The sequence below is a fragment of the Ferrigenium straubiae genome (assembly GCF_051257895.1).
Classification (GTDB): domain Bacteria; phylum Pseudomonadota; class Gammaproteobacteria; order Burkholderiales; family Gallionellaceae; genus Gallionella; species Gallionella straubiae.
The window spans coordinates 1,220,070-1,234,243 of record NZ_CP194331.1 but is presented as its reverse complement, the minus strand read 5'-3'; the positions used below and the strand labels follow the sequence as shown (position 1 = coordinate 1,234,243).

General features: G+C 61.9%; 16 protein-coding genes and 1 riboswitch. Of the genes, 4 read left to right on the top strand and 12 right to left on the bottom strand.

Annotation, left to right across the window (positions count from 1 at the left end; genetic code table 11):
- Positions 1 to 46: 46 nt before the first annotated feature.
- From ACRRNM_RS05755 to ACRRNM_RS05740, 4 genes are all read left to right on the top strand, one after another.
- Positions 47 to 1,105, top strand: coding sequence for an AI-2E family transporter (locus ACRRNM_RS05755; protein WP_435627284.1), 1,059 nt, complete (start codon positions 47 to 49; stop codon positions 1,103 to 1,105).
- On the top strand, positions 1,102 to 1,770 hold the full coding sequence (gene hda, locus ACRRNM_RS05750) for a DnaA regulatory inactivator Hda (protein ID WP_435627283.1): 669 nt from the start codon (positions 1,102 to 1,104) through the stop codon (positions 1,768 to 1,770). Before ACRRNM_RS05755 ends, hda begins: the two co-directional genes overlap by 4 nt.
- A 5-nt stretch (positions 1,771 to 1,775) precedes the next feature.
- Positions 1,776 to 2,438, top strand: coding sequence for an HAD family hydrolase (locus ACRRNM_RS05745; RefSeq protein WP_435627282.1), 663 nt, complete (start codon positions 1,776 to 1,778; stop codon positions 2,436 to 2,438).
- 77 nt (positions 2,439 to 2,515) lie between these two features.
- Positions 2,516 to 2,600, top strand: a riboswitch (cyclic di-GMP riboswitch).
- Between the two features lie 273 nt (positions 2,601 to 2,873).
- Positions 2,874 to 3,293: a bacteriohemerythrin gene (locus tag ACRRNM_RS05740; protein ID WP_435627281.1), complete on the top strand. Its 420-nt coding sequence runs from the start codon at positions 2,874 to 2,876 to the stop codon at positions 3,291 to 3,293.
- 21 nt (positions 3,294 to 3,314) lie between these two features.
- Here the strand turns inward: ACRRNM_RS05740 and ACRRNM_RS05735 are convergent, their stop codons facing one another.
- The 12 genes from ACRRNM_RS05735 to ACRRNM_RS05680 form a co-directional block, all read right to left on the bottom strand.
- Complete coding sequence (locus tag ACRRNM_RS05735) at positions 3,315 to 6,137, bottom strand: AMP-binding protein (RefSeq protein ID WP_435627280.1); 2,823 nt, start codon at positions 6,135 to 6,137, stop codon at positions 3,315 to 3,317.
- Complete coding sequence (locus ACRRNM_RS05730; RefSeq protein ID WP_435627279.1) at positions 6,134 to 7,432, bottom strand: MFS transporter; 1,299 nt, start codon at positions 7,430 to 7,432, stop codon at positions 6,134 to 6,136. Before ACRRNM_RS05730 ends, ACRRNM_RS05735 begins: the two co-directional genes overlap by 4 nt.
- 329 nt (positions 7,433 to 7,761) lie before the next feature.
- The gene (locus tag ACRRNM_RS05725; RefSeq protein ID WP_435627278.1) at positions 7,762 to 8,838 is read right to left on the bottom strand and encodes a hypothetical protein; all 1,077 of its coding nucleotides are present in this window, start codon (positions 8,836 to 8,838) and stop codon (positions 7,762 to 7,764) included.
- A gap of 4 nt (positions 8,839 to 8,842) precedes the next feature.
- Positions 8,843 to 9,160 (bottom strand): hypothetical protein, encoded by a 318-nt coding sequence (locus tag ACRRNM_RS05720; protein WP_435627277.1) that lies wholly within the window; start codon positions 9,158 to 9,160, stop codon positions 8,843 to 8,845.
- A gap of 141 nt (positions 9,161 to 9,301) precedes the next feature.
- On the bottom strand, positions 9,302 to 9,658 hold the full coding sequence (locus ACRRNM_RS05715; protein ID WP_435627276.1) for a hypothetical protein: 357 nt from the start codon (positions 9,656 to 9,658) through the stop codon (positions 9,302 to 9,304).
- Between the two features lie 181 nt (positions 9,659 to 9,839).
- Positions 9,840 to 10,142: an addiction module antidote protein gene (locus ACRRNM_RS05710; RefSeq protein WP_435627275.1), complete on the bottom strand. Its 303-nt coding sequence runs from the start codon at positions 10,140 to 10,142 to the stop codon at positions 9,840 to 9,842.
- A 6-nt stretch (positions 10,143 to 10,148) separates the two neighbouring features.
- Complete coding sequence (locus ACRRNM_RS05705; RefSeq protein WP_435627274.1) at positions 10,149 to 10,439, bottom strand: type II toxin-antitoxin system RelE/ParE family toxin; 291 nt, start codon at positions 10,437 to 10,439, stop codon at positions 10,149 to 10,151.
- A 119-nt stretch (positions 10,440 to 10,558) separates the two neighbouring features.
- On the bottom strand, positions 10,559 to 11,356 hold the full coding sequence (locus ACRRNM_RS05700) for a class I SAM-dependent methyltransferase (protein ID WP_435627273.1): 798 nt from the start codon (positions 11,354 to 11,356) through the stop codon (positions 10,559 to 10,561).
- A gap of 9 nt (positions 11,357 to 11,365) precedes the next feature.
- On the bottom strand, positions 11,366 to 11,908 hold the full coding sequence (locus ACRRNM_RS05695; protein WP_435627272.1) for a DJ-1 family glyoxalase III: 543 nt from the start codon (positions 11,906 to 11,908) through the stop codon (positions 11,366 to 11,368).
- Positions 11,909 to 11,967: 59 nt separating this feature from the next.
- Positions 11,968 to 12,456 carry a YajQ family cyclic di-GMP-binding protein gene (locus tag ACRRNM_RS05690; protein WP_435627271.1) on the bottom strand — a complete coding sequence of 163 codons (489 nt, stop codon included), beginning with the start codon at positions 12,454 to 12,456 and terminating at the stop codon, positions 11,968 to 11,970.
- Positions 12,457 to 12,550: 94 nt separating this feature from the next.
- On the bottom strand, positions 12,551 to 12,871 hold the full coding sequence (locus ACRRNM_RS05685) for a pyrimidine/purine nucleoside phosphorylase (protein ID WP_435627270.1): 321 nt from the start codon (positions 12,869 to 12,871) through the stop codon (positions 12,551 to 12,553).
- A gap of 11 nt (positions 12,872 to 12,882) precedes the next feature.
- Positions 12,883 to 14,109, bottom strand: a complete 1,227-nt coding sequence (locus ACRRNM_RS05680; protein ID WP_435627269.1) for an argininosuccinate synthase — start codon at positions 14,107 to 14,109, stop codon at positions 12,883 to 12,885.
- Between the last annotated feature and the right edge of the window lie 65 nt (positions 14,110 to 14,174).

Genomic DNA, 14,174 nt, shown 5'->3' with positions numbered 1-14,174 from the left:
TTCTAGAAGGTAAAGTGCCGCAAATTTCCCGCGAATTTTACCCGAAATGACCCTGCCTCGCTTCGCCGCCGCGCAATGGCTGATCTTTGCTGCCGTTGCCGCCGTGCTGCTGTATCTGCTCAGCCCGATCCTCACGCCGTTCGTCGCGGCGGGCATCCTCGCCTACATCTGCAACCCGCTGGTGCAGCGCCTCGCCGCCCGCAAAGTGCCGCGCACGCTGGCTGTGGCGCTGGTGATGGGCGGCTTGCTGCTGCTGTCCGGCCTGCTGCTCGTCATCATGCTGCCACTGTTGGAAAAGGAAATCAGCCTGTTCGTGACGCGCGTCCCGGACTGGATCGAGGCTGCGCGCACGAAGCTGCTGCCGCAGTTGCAGCAATGGTTTGGCGTGAGCCTCGAATGGGACGCACAGGCGCTGAAGAACCTGCTGCTCAGCCACTGGCAGGGCGCGGGCGGGGTTGCGGGGAAAGTGCTGCCGTGGATCGGCAGCAGCGGCGGTGCGATTGCCGGCGCGCTGGTCAACCTGCTGCTGATTCCGGTGGCGATGTTCTACCTGCTGCGCGACTGGGATGCGCTGGTCGCGCAACTGGACGAACTGGTCCCGCGCCACTGGCACGCCAAGGTGGCGGAGATCGCCGCCGAAGTGGACGGCGTGCTCGCGGAGTTCCTGCGCGGGCAGATTGCCGTGATGCTGCTGATGAGTTTGTTTTACGTCGTGGCGCTGTGGCTGGCCGGACTGGAGTTCGCCTTGCCTATCGGCATCCTCGCCGGGGTGCTGGTGTTCGTACCCTATCTCGGCATGATCCTCGGCCTGTCGCTCGCGACGCTCGCGGCGGCGATGCAGTTCACGAGCTTCGGCGGCGTGCTGTGGGTATGGGCGGCGTTCGGCGCCGGGCAGTTGCTCGAAGGCATGGTGGTCACGCCGTGGCTGGTCGGCGACCGCATCGGCCTGCATCCACTCGCGGTGATCTTCGCGCTGCTCGCCTTCGGCCAGGTGTTCGGCTTCTTCGGCCTGCTGCTTGCGCTGCCGCTGTCCGCAATCCTGCTGGTTGCGCTGCGCCACGGCAGGGCGTGGTATCTCACAAGTAACATGTACAACAAACCGTGAGCCAACTGCTGCTCGACATTACCCCCGATTCGCAACCGACCCTGGCCAACTTCGTCGCGGGGCGCAACCTCGAATTGCTTTCGGTGCTGCGCCATGCCCTGGCGGGCAGCAGCAGCGAGCGGAGTTTCTATCTCTGGGGTGAGGCCGGCAGCGGCAAGAGCCACTTGCTGCGCGCCTGTGTAAGCGCAGCACTGGAGGCGCAGCGCAGCGCGGTCTATGCGCAGGGCAGTGTCCCGCAGCCCACAGAGGTGGTCGCGGTGGACGATGTCGAGCGCCTCGACGCCGCCGCGCAGATCGAACTGTTCGATCTCTACAACCGCATGCGCGACAGCGGCGGCATGCTGCTGGTCAGCGGCACACAGGCGCCGCTGCATCTGGCGCTTCGCGACGACCTGCGCACCCGCCTCGGCTGGGGGCTGGTGTACCAGGTGCACGGCCTGAGCGACGAGGAAAAGGCGCAGGCGCTGGCGCAGCACGCGCAGTCGCGCGGCTTCGCGCTGCCGCCGGAGGTCACGCAATATCTGCTGCGCCACGGCCGCCGCGACCTGCCCAGCCTGATGGCGGCGCTGGACGCGCTGGACGAGCATTCGCTGCGCCTGCACCGCGCGCCGTCGGTGCCGCTGCTCAAAGAAATCCTGCAACAGGAACTGAAAGGTAAAAGGTAACTGAAGTGAATCTGGCTTTATTCGATCTGGACAACACCCTGCTCAACGGCGACAGCGATTTCGAGTGGTCGCAGTTCCTCATCCGCATCGGCGTGCTCGACCGCGAACTGTTCGAGGTGAAGAACCTCGCCTTCTACGAGCAATACAAGGCCGGGACGCTGGACATCCACGAGTTCCTGGATTTCCAGCTCAAGCCGCTGTCGCGCCATTCGCGCAAGACGCTGGACGAGTGGCACAAGCAATTCATGCGCGAGAGCGTGCTGCCGATGATCACCCCGCAGTCGCGTGAACTGGTGCAGCGCCATCGCACGGCGGGGGACCTGTGCGTCATCATCACCGCGACCAACAGCTTCGTCACCGCACCGATCGCGCGCGAGTTCGGCGTCGAGCACCTGATCGCGACCGAGCCGGAGCACAAGGGCGGCGAATTCACCGGCGGTGTGGCGGATGTGCCGTGCTTCCGCGAGGGCAAGATCACGCGGCTGGAAAACTGGCTGAGAGAGCGCGGCTGGACGCTGGACAGCTTCGCCGATAGCACCTTCTACAGCGATTCGCTCAACGACCTGCCGCTTCTGCAGAAGGTGAAACACCCCGTCGCGGCCAATCCCGACGCCACGTTGCGCGCCCATGCCGAGCGGCATGGCTGGCAAATCATAAGCTTGTGCTAAATTACAATTTTTCCCTTGCGCAAAATTATGACTTAAGTAAGATTCGCATCCTCGTGCCGCCGGATTTTTGGCGGCACATTTGAAAAAGGCAAACCTGCCGAAAGGCAGGGACGCAAAGTTTCCGATCTAAGGGGTAAAACCTACGATAGCGGGGCCGCCAAAAAATGATTCTGGCTGTTGCTCTGCTTATCGATAAGGAGAAGTCATGTCAGAAGTCCAGCCTTCCTTTGAAGTCCATTCAAAACGCTCCGCCGGGGGCGGCCTGTCCGGCAGATTCCATCCCGATCAATTCCCGGAGTCGCGAATCGCGACAGGGGAAAATCCGAAGCCCTCCGGGTTTCACTGATTCCACATCTCCGTAATTGCACAATGCGCCCGCCCGGCGCGGTTTTTCAGCCGGCGGCTATCGTGGAAACTGAACTTTTGAGGCAAGCAATGGCATTAGTGTGGTCTAACGAATTGAGCGTCGGCAACGCCGTCATCGACTCGGAACATAGAAATCTGATCGTTATGGTGATCAGCCTGGATGCGACCATCAGGGCAAAGGACGGCTCGTCCCTGTCGCACGAGCTCGAGCAGATCGAGTACTGGCTGCGCGCTCATTTCAAGAACGAGAAAAGGATAGCAGCGGCGGTGGGCCTGGACTCCACCAGGATCGAATCGGTGCATGAGAATCTGCTGGATGAATTCCGTCGCATGAAGGACAAATTGAATGCGCTGAGCGGCATGTGGTCCGACCGGATCGCGAAACAGTGCTACCAATACCTGTGCGACTGGATAACCGGCCATATTGTCAGGGAAGACATGTTGATGAAGCCGGTGCTGAAGGAGCATGAATACAACTTCTGCGGTTGACGGAACTATCCCATCGAGCCTTCACCGCGCCTGAACCGGCGGCTTCTCCCCCCGCACGAGGTCGGGTTCCCCGCATAAGCCCAGGATTTCCGCGCGCACCGCGTCGCGCAGGCGGATCGCCGCGGTCCAGTCGTTGCCGTCCGGTGCGACGGGTGCGCCGATAGTGACCGAGATGGCGCCGCGGCGCGGGAACCAGTGGTCGGCGCGCAGCATGGAGCGCGTGCCGCGGATCACGACCGGCACGACCGGCACGTCCGCCTCGGCGGCCACCACGAAGGCGCCCATGCGGAACGGCAGCAGGCCGGGGTTGCGGTCGAAGGTTCCCTCCGGGAAGAACACCGGGCAGCGCCCCGCGCGCAGCGAGGCCGCGACCACCTGCACGTCCGCCGCGCCCTGCTGCGGATCGAAACGCTCGACGAAGTTTGTGCCGATGTGCTGCAGGTAGGTGCGCGGAACGAACTTGTCGAGCAGCTCCTTCTTCGCGACGAAACCATACTGCCTGCCCTCAATCGGCAGCGCCGCGACCATCACGATGCCGTCGAGGTAGCTCGCGTGGTTGGCCGCGAGCACGCAGGGCGTGGCAGGCAGATTCTCCAGCCCCTGCACCGCGAGCGGCGTGCCCGTGAGGCGCGCATAGAGGCGCGCGCTCGCGCGGCTCGCCGCCCAGCCCCAGGCGGGGCGCGGCAGCAGCGCGGCCGCGAGCCAGGTCAGCGGCGCGAGCAGCCAGAACAGCGACCACACCCAGCCCGCGTAGAGCAGGTCGGCCGCCACGCGGCCCGCGCGGCGCAGCTCGGGCAGCAGCCCGGCCCACGCGACCCGCATCACCTGCCACCACACCGCGCGCTCGGGCGCCGCGCCCTGTTCGTAGAGCTCGTGGCAGGCCGCGCGGCGGATCTTGCCGCTGGAGGTCTTGAGCACGCCGTGCAGCGGGGCGAGCACGATGTCGTCTGCGGGCGTGCCCAGCATGTCGAGGGTCAGCGCGTTGATGCGGCCGCGTAGCTCCTCGCGTTTTTGCTTTTCGGCCTCGCGCGTCTCGGCCATCACCACCAGCCGCTCGGTGCCGCTCACTGGGTCGGGGCTGCCGAACACCGCCACACAGCCGCGGCGCACGCCGGGGAGGTTGCCCACGGCCTCCTCCAGTTCGTGGGGATAGATGTTGCGCCCCGCGCGGATCACGATGTCTTTCGCGCGGCCGGTGAGGTAGACGTCGCCCTCGGCGAAATAGGCGTAGTCGCCGGAATCGAGCCAGCCATCGCGGAACAGCAGGCGGTTCTGCTCCGGGTTGCGGAAGTAGCCTGCGGTCGCGGAAGGGCCCTTGAATTCCAGCCGCCCTTCGACGCGCTCGGCGACCTCGCGCCCCGTGGCATCGACGACGCGGATCTGGTGGCCGGGCAGCGGGCGGCCGCAGGCGACGAAGCGCAACGCGTCCTTCTCATCCGTTGCGGGCTCGGCGCGGCCGGAGCGCGCGAAGCGCTCGCGGCTGATGCGGTCGACCAGCGGCCCGCGCATCGGCGGCGGGAAGGCGAGTCCCACCGAGCATTCCGCGAGCCCGTACACCGGCGCGAGCGCCTCGCGGCGCAGGCCGTAGCGCTCGAAGCGCCGCGCGAAATTTTCCAGGGTATCCGGGCTGACCGGCTCCGCGCCGTTGAACGCCCAGCGCCAGCCCGAGAGGTCCAGCCCCTCGATCGCCTCGTCGGGAATCTTGCGCAGGCAAAGCTCGTAGCCGAAGTTGGGCGAGGCCGAGAACGTGCCGCGGTGCTTGTGCATCGCCCACAGCCAGCGCTCGGGGCGCGCGAGGAAGGAGAGCGGCGACATCACCGCGAACGGCATGGCGTGATAGAGGCTGCCGAGCCACGCGCCGATCAGCCCCATGTCGTGGTAGAGCGGCAGCCAGCTCACGAACACGTCGGTGGAGCCGACCTCCGCCGCCTGTCCCATCGCGCGGATGTTGGCGAGCAGGTTGGCGTGGGTGAGGGCGACGCCCTTGGGGCTCGCGGTGCTGCCCGAGGTGTATTGCAAGAGCGCGATCTGTCCCGGCTGGAGCGCATAGCCCGGCGCCTTGCCCGAGTGCGTGAGCTCCTCCACGGTGAGCACCGCGCGCAGCGTCTCCACCTGCGCCTGCAGCAGGCGCGCCACGGCCTTGGCCTCCGGCACCGTGACCAGCATCGCGGCGAGCGCGTTGGAGAGGATGCCCGCGTGGCGGCGCAGGTGGTCCTCGATCTGCGAGGGGCGCGTCGGCGGGTAGATCGGCACGGGTACGCCGCCCGCGAGCAGCACGCCGAAGAAGCAGCGGAAGTAGTCGCGCCCGGTCGGCAGCATGATGGACACTGACTGGCCGGGCTGCAGGCCTCGCTCCAGCAGGCCGGCGGCGACCTGCGCCGCGCCCTCCTGAAGTTCGGCGTAGCTGACCGGCGTTTCCCCGCCCGCCTCGTCGAGCAGGACGATGTGGGTGCGCTCCGGGTGGGCGCGCACATGCCAGTCGAGCATCTCGGTCAGCGTGAGCGCGGCGGAGGGCTCGGACTCCACGCGCTCCGGCGCCGCGCCGCGCGGCATGGGCGTTGCGGGCATCGCGGGGGAGGCGGCCAGCACCGCCCCCAGCAGGTCGCGCGGCGTCTCGGCGCTGGCGAGCAGGTGCTCGGGGAGGGTGACGCCGAACGCGCGCTCGACGCGCATCAGCAGCTCCACGCGCCCGAGGCTATCCAGCCCGAGGTCTTTCTCGAGGGAGCTGTCCAGCGTGACCGCAACCTTCCCCCAGGAGCGGGTGTGCGTCTCGGCGACGAGGCGGCGCACGGTCTCCAGCAGCGCGCCGGACGTGTCTGTGGATAGTTCTCTTGGTTCGTTCAAGTCCGTTCTCCCTGCTCCAGCGCCGCGTTGCAGCCGCGTTTGGCATCCACCCCCGCGAGGATCAGCAGCCCGACCAGGAAGTAGCTGCCGGTGATCAGGATCGCGAGGCGGTGGTCGCCCTGCGTGAGCCAGCTCACCAGCCCGTAGGTCACGGGGCCGAGAATCGCGGAGAGCTTCACCGCCAGCCCCCACAGGCCGAAGAATTCCGCGCGGCGCGTGGCCGGGGAGAACAGCCCCACCAGCGCGCGCCCCGCCGACTGGCTCGCGCCCATACATAGGCCCGCGAGGTTGGCCGCCGCCCAGAATAATTCAGGCCCTTCCGCCGCCCAGGCCATTCCCACCATGACCAGCCAGCCGAGCAGCGTCAATGCGATCGCCTGCACGTGGCCGATGCGGTCCTGCAGGTGGCCGAAGGCGAAGGCGCCGAGCGCGGCGGTGATGTTGACTACGAAGATCAGCATCAGCGTCTGCTGCGTGGTGAAGTGCATCACCTGCTGCGCGTAGATCGCGGCGAGCGTGACCACCGCCTGGATGCCCGCCTGGTAGAACACCGTGCAGGCGAGGAAGCGCCGCAGATCGCGGTAGTGGGCCGCATGGCGCACGGTGTGCGCGAGCCGCGCGAAAGCTTCCTGCGCCATGTTCTTTCCCGCGAGGTGCGGCTGGGGTTGCGCGCGCTCTCTCAGGATCAGGAAGGTCGGCAGGCTCGCCGCGGCGAACAGCGCCGCCGTGATCAGCATGGTGACGGGCACGAAGTCGGCGGCAGTCTCGCCGCGCGCCTGCGCCCAGCTCACGTAGGCGAGGCAGGCGCCGAGGCTCACCAGCCCGCCTACGTAGCCGAGGCTCCAGCCCCAGCCCGAGACGCTGCCGATGGCGTCCTCGCGCGCGAGCTCCGGCAGGAAGGCGGCGATCAGGTTCTCGCCGCTGCCGTAGAAAAAGTTGGAGAGCACGATCAGCGAAATCGCGAGCCACAGCCCGCCCGGCCCGGCGAAGGCGAGCGCGGCGGTGAACAGCACGCAGCCAGCCGTGGTGACGAGAAGCAGGCGCTTCTTCGCGGCATAGGCGTCGGCATACGCGCCCAGCAGCGGCGCGGTCAGCATGATGAGTGCGTAGGAAGCCGCGAGCGACAGCGTCCAGGCGAGCGTCGCCCAGGGCGCATCCTGCGCCACCACCGCGACGAAATAGGCATTGAAGATCGCGGTGATGACGATGGTGGTGTAGCCGGAATTGGCGAAGTCGTACATCGCCCAGGCCCAGGCTTCGCGAAGGGGGACATCGGAGGCAAGGTGGCGCGGCATGGCTTGCTCCTGTCGGGAGGTTGGGCGGATTGTAGTCCCGATGCGGGGCGCTGGCTATTGCCCCGAGGTGGTAAGGATAAGGCGGGCGTCCTGTCGGGGGCGCTGGCTTCGCTGTTGCACCTTCGCCGGGGGAAGGCTGGCAGGATGTAGGGCGGATTAACGTAGCGTTAACCAATGACTTGGCGAGCGTTGTTTGATCACTTAGTCAGATGGCTATGCAAAGCTATCTGCCGGATGGAATTTACATACTTCCTTCTGCAAAAAACAATTTGACTCCGGTGTCTTTAATCCCGAGTTGTAAGGATGTCCCAGTCTACTGTTACGACCAACTATCGGTATCTGTCTGCGAGTGATTTTGTTGCGTTGACTTGCTCAGCTTCACACTGGGATTTTTCTTTGTAGTAGGTCCATACAGTTTCTTGTCCACTGCCAGTCGCATTAATGACTTCAACCTTGGCGAGGTTGCCGCTTGAATTACGGTAATCCTGTGTACGTGGCTTGTCGGTGAAGCCCTCGAACTCATCAAGCTTTGCAGCAGGCCCACCGCTTTCAAAGCATTCGGTGAATGAGCTATTTGCGACCCACCACTGTTTTTCATGGGGCACTTTTCGTAGCGCCTCTCCGGCATTATAGGCAGAGTATGCCCCTGTAATTTCACCGTTTCTGTAAATTGAATTCAGATAGATAAGGCGACGTTCGACGTCAACAATCCGATCATTGGGGATCGGGAATACTAGAATTTCAGTTTGCTGCGTGCTGCTGATCTTATAGGCTTTCTCAGTTTCCGCCTCAGAGGCAGAAATATATGCAACTATGAACGAAAGAAGATTCGAGCTTCCGACAAAAATATAATGGCTCAAATCTTGTTCACCATTGAACACTGTGGCCATTTCCTTCGTTTTTGGATTGACAGCAACGATTAAGCTACCTGCTCTTCGCCGTAGGGGAACTCCCTCTGGAAGTCCAACATGAGTGTAGATATAGATTGGGGTACCATTGCGTTCTAGCCGGTGCGAAATCCAGCCCGACATTTCTAGTCCAGGGTGTTCATCTGGGCCAATGACGCCAAATTTCATGAAGTCTGGAGGCATTTGCTCAAGTAAGTTAAGGAAGCGATCCTGTCCATAATCTGTTCCTTTCAGGAAGTCGCTAAATTTTCTTGGAATCGCAAACTCTGTATCTGGGCTGTCGTAATTCGGAAGTTGGCCAATACATTCCTTCAAACATGACTTGGCGTCGGCAAACAAGGGATCAAGTGGTTTCTCTGTTTTCAGTTCAACTGTTGATGAAACGGGCGTGGGAGCATTGCTGTTGGCAGTCTTTTGCGTATCGTCAGCTTTTGTACATGCTGCTACGGCCACGGCAACTGCAATAATTGAAATTGATATAAGAGGGTATCGGATCATCTTGTTACTCCAATACAATGGATTCGATGTGAATCGTTTCTGAAGCAACATTAACCCTAGATAAGCGATCTCCCCATTTTTCGGCTAGAAATTTCTGGATGGCATACGCAACGAATTTTTCGTTACTCAGGCTGCTTGCGAGTGCGAGCGAGTTCGGGGCTCTTGCGTCAGCTACAAATTTTATTTTTCTCATGGTCGAGTTTTTCGGCGATGCAAACTCTATTAATATCCCTTTCCCCATGTTGTGAGCGGCAACCACCGCGCATGCGGTTGTTTTTGTGCCATCATCAAACTGATACTCAAAAGTTTTGTAGTGTGTCATAGGATTCCTTGTATGCCCAGCGTGGAGCTAAGGGGCGCGGCGCTCCCAAGCTCTGATTGAAAAGCCATGCCGTTCCCCGCGCCCCTTTTGAGCGCAGGGTTATGCTGATTGCGAAAAATAGACACAATACAAATTAACTTTTTAATCACGATTGACCCCATTGGCATTGCTGTTGCCATTATTTTTTGTGTTGCCTGCTTCTTTGCCATTAGTGGCATTAAGCGCGCCTTCAATAGAAAATACCGAAAGCATGACAACCTTGCCATTGATGGAAATATTTTTGTATCCGAGCGCAGAAAGCTCGGCAACGATAGCTGCTGCGCAAGCAGTGATAGCTGCCGCAATAGCAATGAATGAAACAACTTTTTTGTAATCTCGCGGGCCGGCTTTGAGCATCAACTCGGGTTCAACGTCAACGCCCACAAGCAGACTTAGCGCCCCTCTCAACACACTGGCGTCTTCTGGCGATATGCATTCGATATTAATTGTTTGCGTCATGGCTATAGCTCACCTGTGTTGTTTTGGGCATAACATGAAATAGACACCCTAAAAAATGCCGGGAAAGGCACTTTCAAGAACTATCGAGAAAAATATTGCCCGGCACCTTACGCGATTCTCCCTTCCCGAACAATATGCCGAAATGCCTAGATAATTCGGCCTAGCGCCGTGGACATTGGAATCAGCCATGCGCTGCTTCGGCATGCAGCTTCAGACCCAACGCACCAACGACCTTGAGGATGGTGTCGAAATCCGGGCTGCGCTCCCCGGAGAGCGCCTTGTAAAGGCTTTCACGAGATAAACCCGCATCGCGAGCCACTTGGGTCATACCTTTGGCGCGAGCAATATCTCCCAGCGCCTTGGCAATGAATGCCGCATCGCCATCGGCCTCCTCAAGGCACGCCTCCAGGTAGGCCGCCATCTCTTCGGGAGTGCGAAGATGTTCGGCAATATCGTAACGAGTAGTAATGGTTTTGGTCATCATGTGCTCCTAAAGGTTGTGTGCGAGGCGCAATGCAGCTTTGATGTCGGCAGCTTGAGTGCTTTTGTCACCCCCGGCCAGCAGGATCACCAACTCCCGCCCACGCTTTGTGAAATAAACCCGGTAGCCCGGACCATAATCGATTCTCAGTTCTGAGACTCCTTCGCCCACTGGCTTAACGTCTCCGGCATTTCCAGTTGCCAAACGCTCGATTCGAGCTTGAATGCGCGCACGCGCGTTAATGTTACGGAGACCATCGAGCCACTGAGCATACTTTTCGGTTTTACGAATTTCGATCATGGGGTAACTGTAGCCCACCGGCTACGCCGTGTCAATGTGAAGGGGTGGAGTTGAGAATGTACTCAATGAGACTGTCGTCAATGGGGATTCGGAACGTGGGTGCGGCAATGGGTGTTTGGTTACATGCGCCACACCAGCAGCGTGGAGCGGTGCAGGTCGTCCACCTGCACGGTCTCGTGCGGGGTCTGCTCCGGCACGGCGAAGGTGCTGCTGACGAACACGCTGCCGGGGCGCATCTCGGTGCGTGCCTTCTGCCACAGGCGCTCCATCGGCACGGGCGAGAGGTAGGCGTACACCACGTCATATTGAGAAAGGTCGCAGTTCCACAGGCTGCCCCAGTGTACTTTGCAGTTGCGATGGCCGCCGAGGCGGATGCGCAGCCAGCTTGCGAGGCAGGGCAGCGGGGCGGATTCGACGCCGGTGTAGCGCCCGTCCGGGCGCACGCGCGCGAGGTGGGTCAGCACGCCGCCGAGGCCGGAGCCGAGATCGATGAAGTGGAAATTTGGTTTGCCATCACCATTCCCCTCTCCCCCGGCTCCTCTCCCGCTCGCGGGAGAGGGGAGGAAGGATTCCAGCGCGTGCCACACCTTGTCGCTGGAGAGATAGAGCGGCACCTGGGTGCGGAAGGTGCTCCCGTACACCGCGAGCAGGATGAGGAAGGCGGCGAGGAAATAATCGGGCGGGATGTCGAGCGCGAGCACCAGCACCAGTGCCGGGGCGAAGGCGAACTGGATCGGCAGCCACCAGCCCGCCAGCCCGGCGAGGCGGCCGAGGGTCGCGGCGTAGGCGCCGCACAGCAATGCCAAAGCGAGTGGAGAGGGTTGCAGGTCAAAAAGGTGGACGCCAAGCAGGGTCAGTGCGAATGCCGTGATTTGCAGCAGCGCTGCGGCGACGGCGGGCGGGAGTTTCTTGAACAAGGAGACGATTCAGCGGACGAGTGCAGCTTCGACTTCATCCCGCTTGGCCTTGCCGGCCAGCCGCTCCACCAGGGTCAGCGCGAAATCCATTGCCGTGCCGGGGCCGCGCGAGGTGATGATCTTGCCGTCTTCCACGACGGCGGCGCTTTGCAGGTTCACATTGGGGTAGTCGTCGAGGCAGGTCGGGTAGCAGGCAGCCTTGCGCCCGTCGAGCAGTCCGGCGGCGGCGAGCACCGAGGGTGCAGCACAGATCGCGGCGAGATATTTGTCCTGGCGCGCCATCTGTTGCAGCAGCGCGGTGAGGCGCTTGCCGGCCCTGAGGTTGTCGGTGCCGGGCTGGCCGCCGGGCAACACGATCATGTCGAAATCCTGATGCTGCGCGAGGTCGAGCGTGGTATCCGCGAGCAGCATCACGCCGCGGCTCGCGAGCACCGGCAGGTCGTCCAGCCCCGCGCTGGTCACTTCGATGCCGGCGCGGCGCAGGATATCGATGGTGGTGACGGCTTCGATTTCCTCGCAGCCTTGCGCGAGCATGACGAGAACTTTGGGCATGGCAGTCTCCTTTGGAAAATCAACCAATCATCCAGTCCGATTGTCCTGTAGGGAAAATATCAGTCGCGGAAATTCTGGTACTGCAAGGGGAAGTCGGTGATCGATTTCCTGACGAAGGCGATGGCGGCTTGCAGGTCGTCGCGGTTCTTGCCGGTGACGCGCACGGTGTCGCCCTGGATACTGGCCTGCACCTTCATCTTGCTGTCCTTGAGCAGCTTGACGATCTTCTTCGCCAGCTCGATCTCCACGCCGACTTTCACTTCGCAGGAGCGCTTCACCTTGTTGCCACTGACCTTTTCGATCTTGTCGCTGATCTCCAGGCACTTGATGTCCACGCCGCGCTTGGCCAGCTTGCCGTTCAGGATGTCCTGCACCTGATCGAGCTGGAATTCGTTGTCGGCACATACGGTGAGCTTGAGCTCGGCCTGCTCGACGCGCGCGTCCGAGCCCTTGAAGTCGAAGCGCGTGCCGACTTCCTTGTTGGTTTGCTCGACCGCGTTCTTGACCTCGGTCTTTTCTACTTCGGAAACGATGTCGAAAGATGGCATGGTTTTTTACTCCTTGTAGCGTGCGTTCCCTCTCCCCCAGCCCCTCTCCCGCTTGCGGGAGAGGGGTGCGCGTTAGCGCGGGAGAGGGTGTGTTTCAACCAAACGAACAAACGTAATCCACCGTGCTCACGCCGGTATGGATTTCAAAGCTGCCGTTCTCCGCGACGCGGAAGGAGCTGCCGGCGGCATAGGTCTTGAACGCAGGCTCGCCGGCGATCTTCACCGAGCATTCGCCGGCGGTGATCTCCATGAGTTCGGGCGCGCCGACGTTGAAGGTAAGCTGCGCGCCCGGCAGGATCACGCCGACGGTCTTGCGCGAGCCGTCGGGGAAATACACCGAGTGCGACACGCACTTGCCGTCGAAGAATACGTTGGCCTTCTTGCCAACCGAGACGTTGTCGATTCTCTCAGACATGTTGATTCCTCTTATTTGCGATTTTTCAGGTTGGCCGCGATGCGCATGCGCAGCGCGTTGAGCTTGATGAAACCGGCCGCGTCCTTCTGGTCGTAGGCGCCCTTGTCGTCTTCAAAAGTGGCGATGCTCGAATCGAACAGCGAGTCGGTCTTCGAGTCGCGCCCGACGACGATCACGTTGCCCTTGTACAGCTTGACGCGCACCCAGCCGTTCACGCTCTGCTGGGTGTGGTCGATCAGGGTCTGCAGCGCCTTGCGCTCCGGACTCCACCAGTAGCCGTTGTAGATCATGCTCGCGTAGCGCGGCATCAGGTCATCCTTGAGGTGCGCGACTTCGCGGTCCAGCGTGATCGACTCGATGGCGCGGTGCGCCTTGAGCATGATGGTGCCGCCGGGGGTCTCGTAGCAGCCGCGCGACTTCATGCCGACGTAGCGGTTTTCCACGAGGTCGAGGCGACCGATGCCGTGCTTGCCGCCGAGTGTGTTCAGATTGCGCAATACCTCTGCGGGTGTCATGGGGTTGCCGTTCAGCGCGACGATGTCGCCGTTGGCGAATTCGATATCCAGGTACTCGGCGGCATCCGGCGCCTTCTCCGGCGATACGGTCCAGCGCCACATGGACTCTTCGGCTTCGGCGGCGGGGTCTTCCAGATGGCGGCCTTCGAAGGAGATGTGCAGCAGGTTCGCGTCCATCGAGTAGGGCGAGCCGCCCTGCTTGTGCTTCATGTCGATGGGGATGCCGGCCTTCTCGGCGTAGGCCATGAGCTTCTCGCGCGAGAGCAGGTCCCACTCGCGCCACGGCGCGATGATCCTGATATTCGGGTTGAGCGCGTAGGCGCCGAGTTCGAAACGCACCTGGTCGTTGCCCTTGCCGGTCGCGCCGTGCGAGATGGCCTGCGCGCCGGTCTTGTTCGCGATCTCGATCAGGCGCTTGGCGATCAGCGGGCGCGCGATGGAAGTGCCGAGCAGGTATTCGCCCTCGTAGATGGTGTTGGCGCGGAACATCGGGAACACGAAGTCGCGCACGAATTCCTCGCGCAGGTCGTCGATGAAGATGTTTTCCGGCTTGATGCCCATCTTCAGCGCCTTGGCGCGCGCGGGTTCGAGCTCTTCGCCCTGACCGAGGTCGGCAGTGAAGGTCGCCACTTCGCATTGATAGGTGTCTTGCAGCCACTTGAGGATGACCGAGGTGTCGAGTCCGCCGGAGTAGGCAAGGACGGCTTTTTTGATTTCACTCATGCTCTTTTGTTTCTCCATCGTAGGGTGGATAAGCGTAGCGCATCCACCAATTCAGACGGTGGACG

Coding starts and splice junctions, on each gene's coding strand:
- ACRRNM_RS05755 (WP_435627284.1), top strand. CDS start 47: ATGACCCTGCCTCGCTTCGCCGCCGCGCAATGGCTGATCTTTGCTGCC.
- ACRRNM_RS05740 (WP_435627281.1), top strand. CDS start 2,874: ATGGCATTAGTGTGGTCTAACGAATTGAGCGTCGGCAACGCCGTCATC.
- ACRRNM_RS05730 (WP_435627279.1), bottom strand. CDS start 7,432: ATGCCGCGCCACCTTGCCTCCGATGTCCCCCTTCGCGAAGCCTGGGCC.
- ACRRNM_RS05725 (WP_435627278.1), bottom strand. CDS start 8,838: ATGATCCGATACCCTCTTATATCAATTTCAATTATTGCAGTTGCCGTG.
- ACRRNM_RS05720 (WP_435627277.1), bottom strand. CDS start 9,160: ATGACACACTACAAAACTTTTGAGTATCAGTTTGATGATGGCACAAAA.
- ACRRNM_RS05715 (WP_435627276.1), bottom strand. CDS start 9,658: ATGACGCAAACAATTAATATCGAATGCATATCGCCAGAAGACGCCAGT.
- ACRRNM_RS05710 (WP_435627275.1), bottom strand. CDS start 10,142: ATGATGACCAAAACCATTACTACTCGTTACGATATTGCCGAACATCTT.
- ACRRNM_RS05705 (WP_435627274.1), bottom strand. CDS start 10,439: ATGATCGAAATTCGTAAAACCGAAAAGTATGCTCAGTGGCTCGATGGT.
- ACRRNM_RS05695 (WP_435627272.1), bottom strand. CDS start 11,908: ATGCCCAAAGTTCTCGTCATGCTCGCGCAAGGCTGCGAGGAAATCGAA.
- ACRRNM_RS05690 (WP_435627271.1), bottom strand. CDS start 12,456: ATGCCATCTTTCGACATCGTTTCCGAAGTAGAAAAGACCGAGGTCAAG.
- ACRRNM_RS05685 (WP_435627270.1), bottom strand. CDS start 12,871: ATGTCTGAGAGAATCGACAACGTCTCGGTTGGCAAGAAGGCCAACGTA.
- ACRRNM_RS05680 (WP_435627269.1), bottom strand. CDS start 14,109: ATGAGTGAAATCAAAAAAGCCGTCCTTGCCTACTCCGGCGGACTCGAC.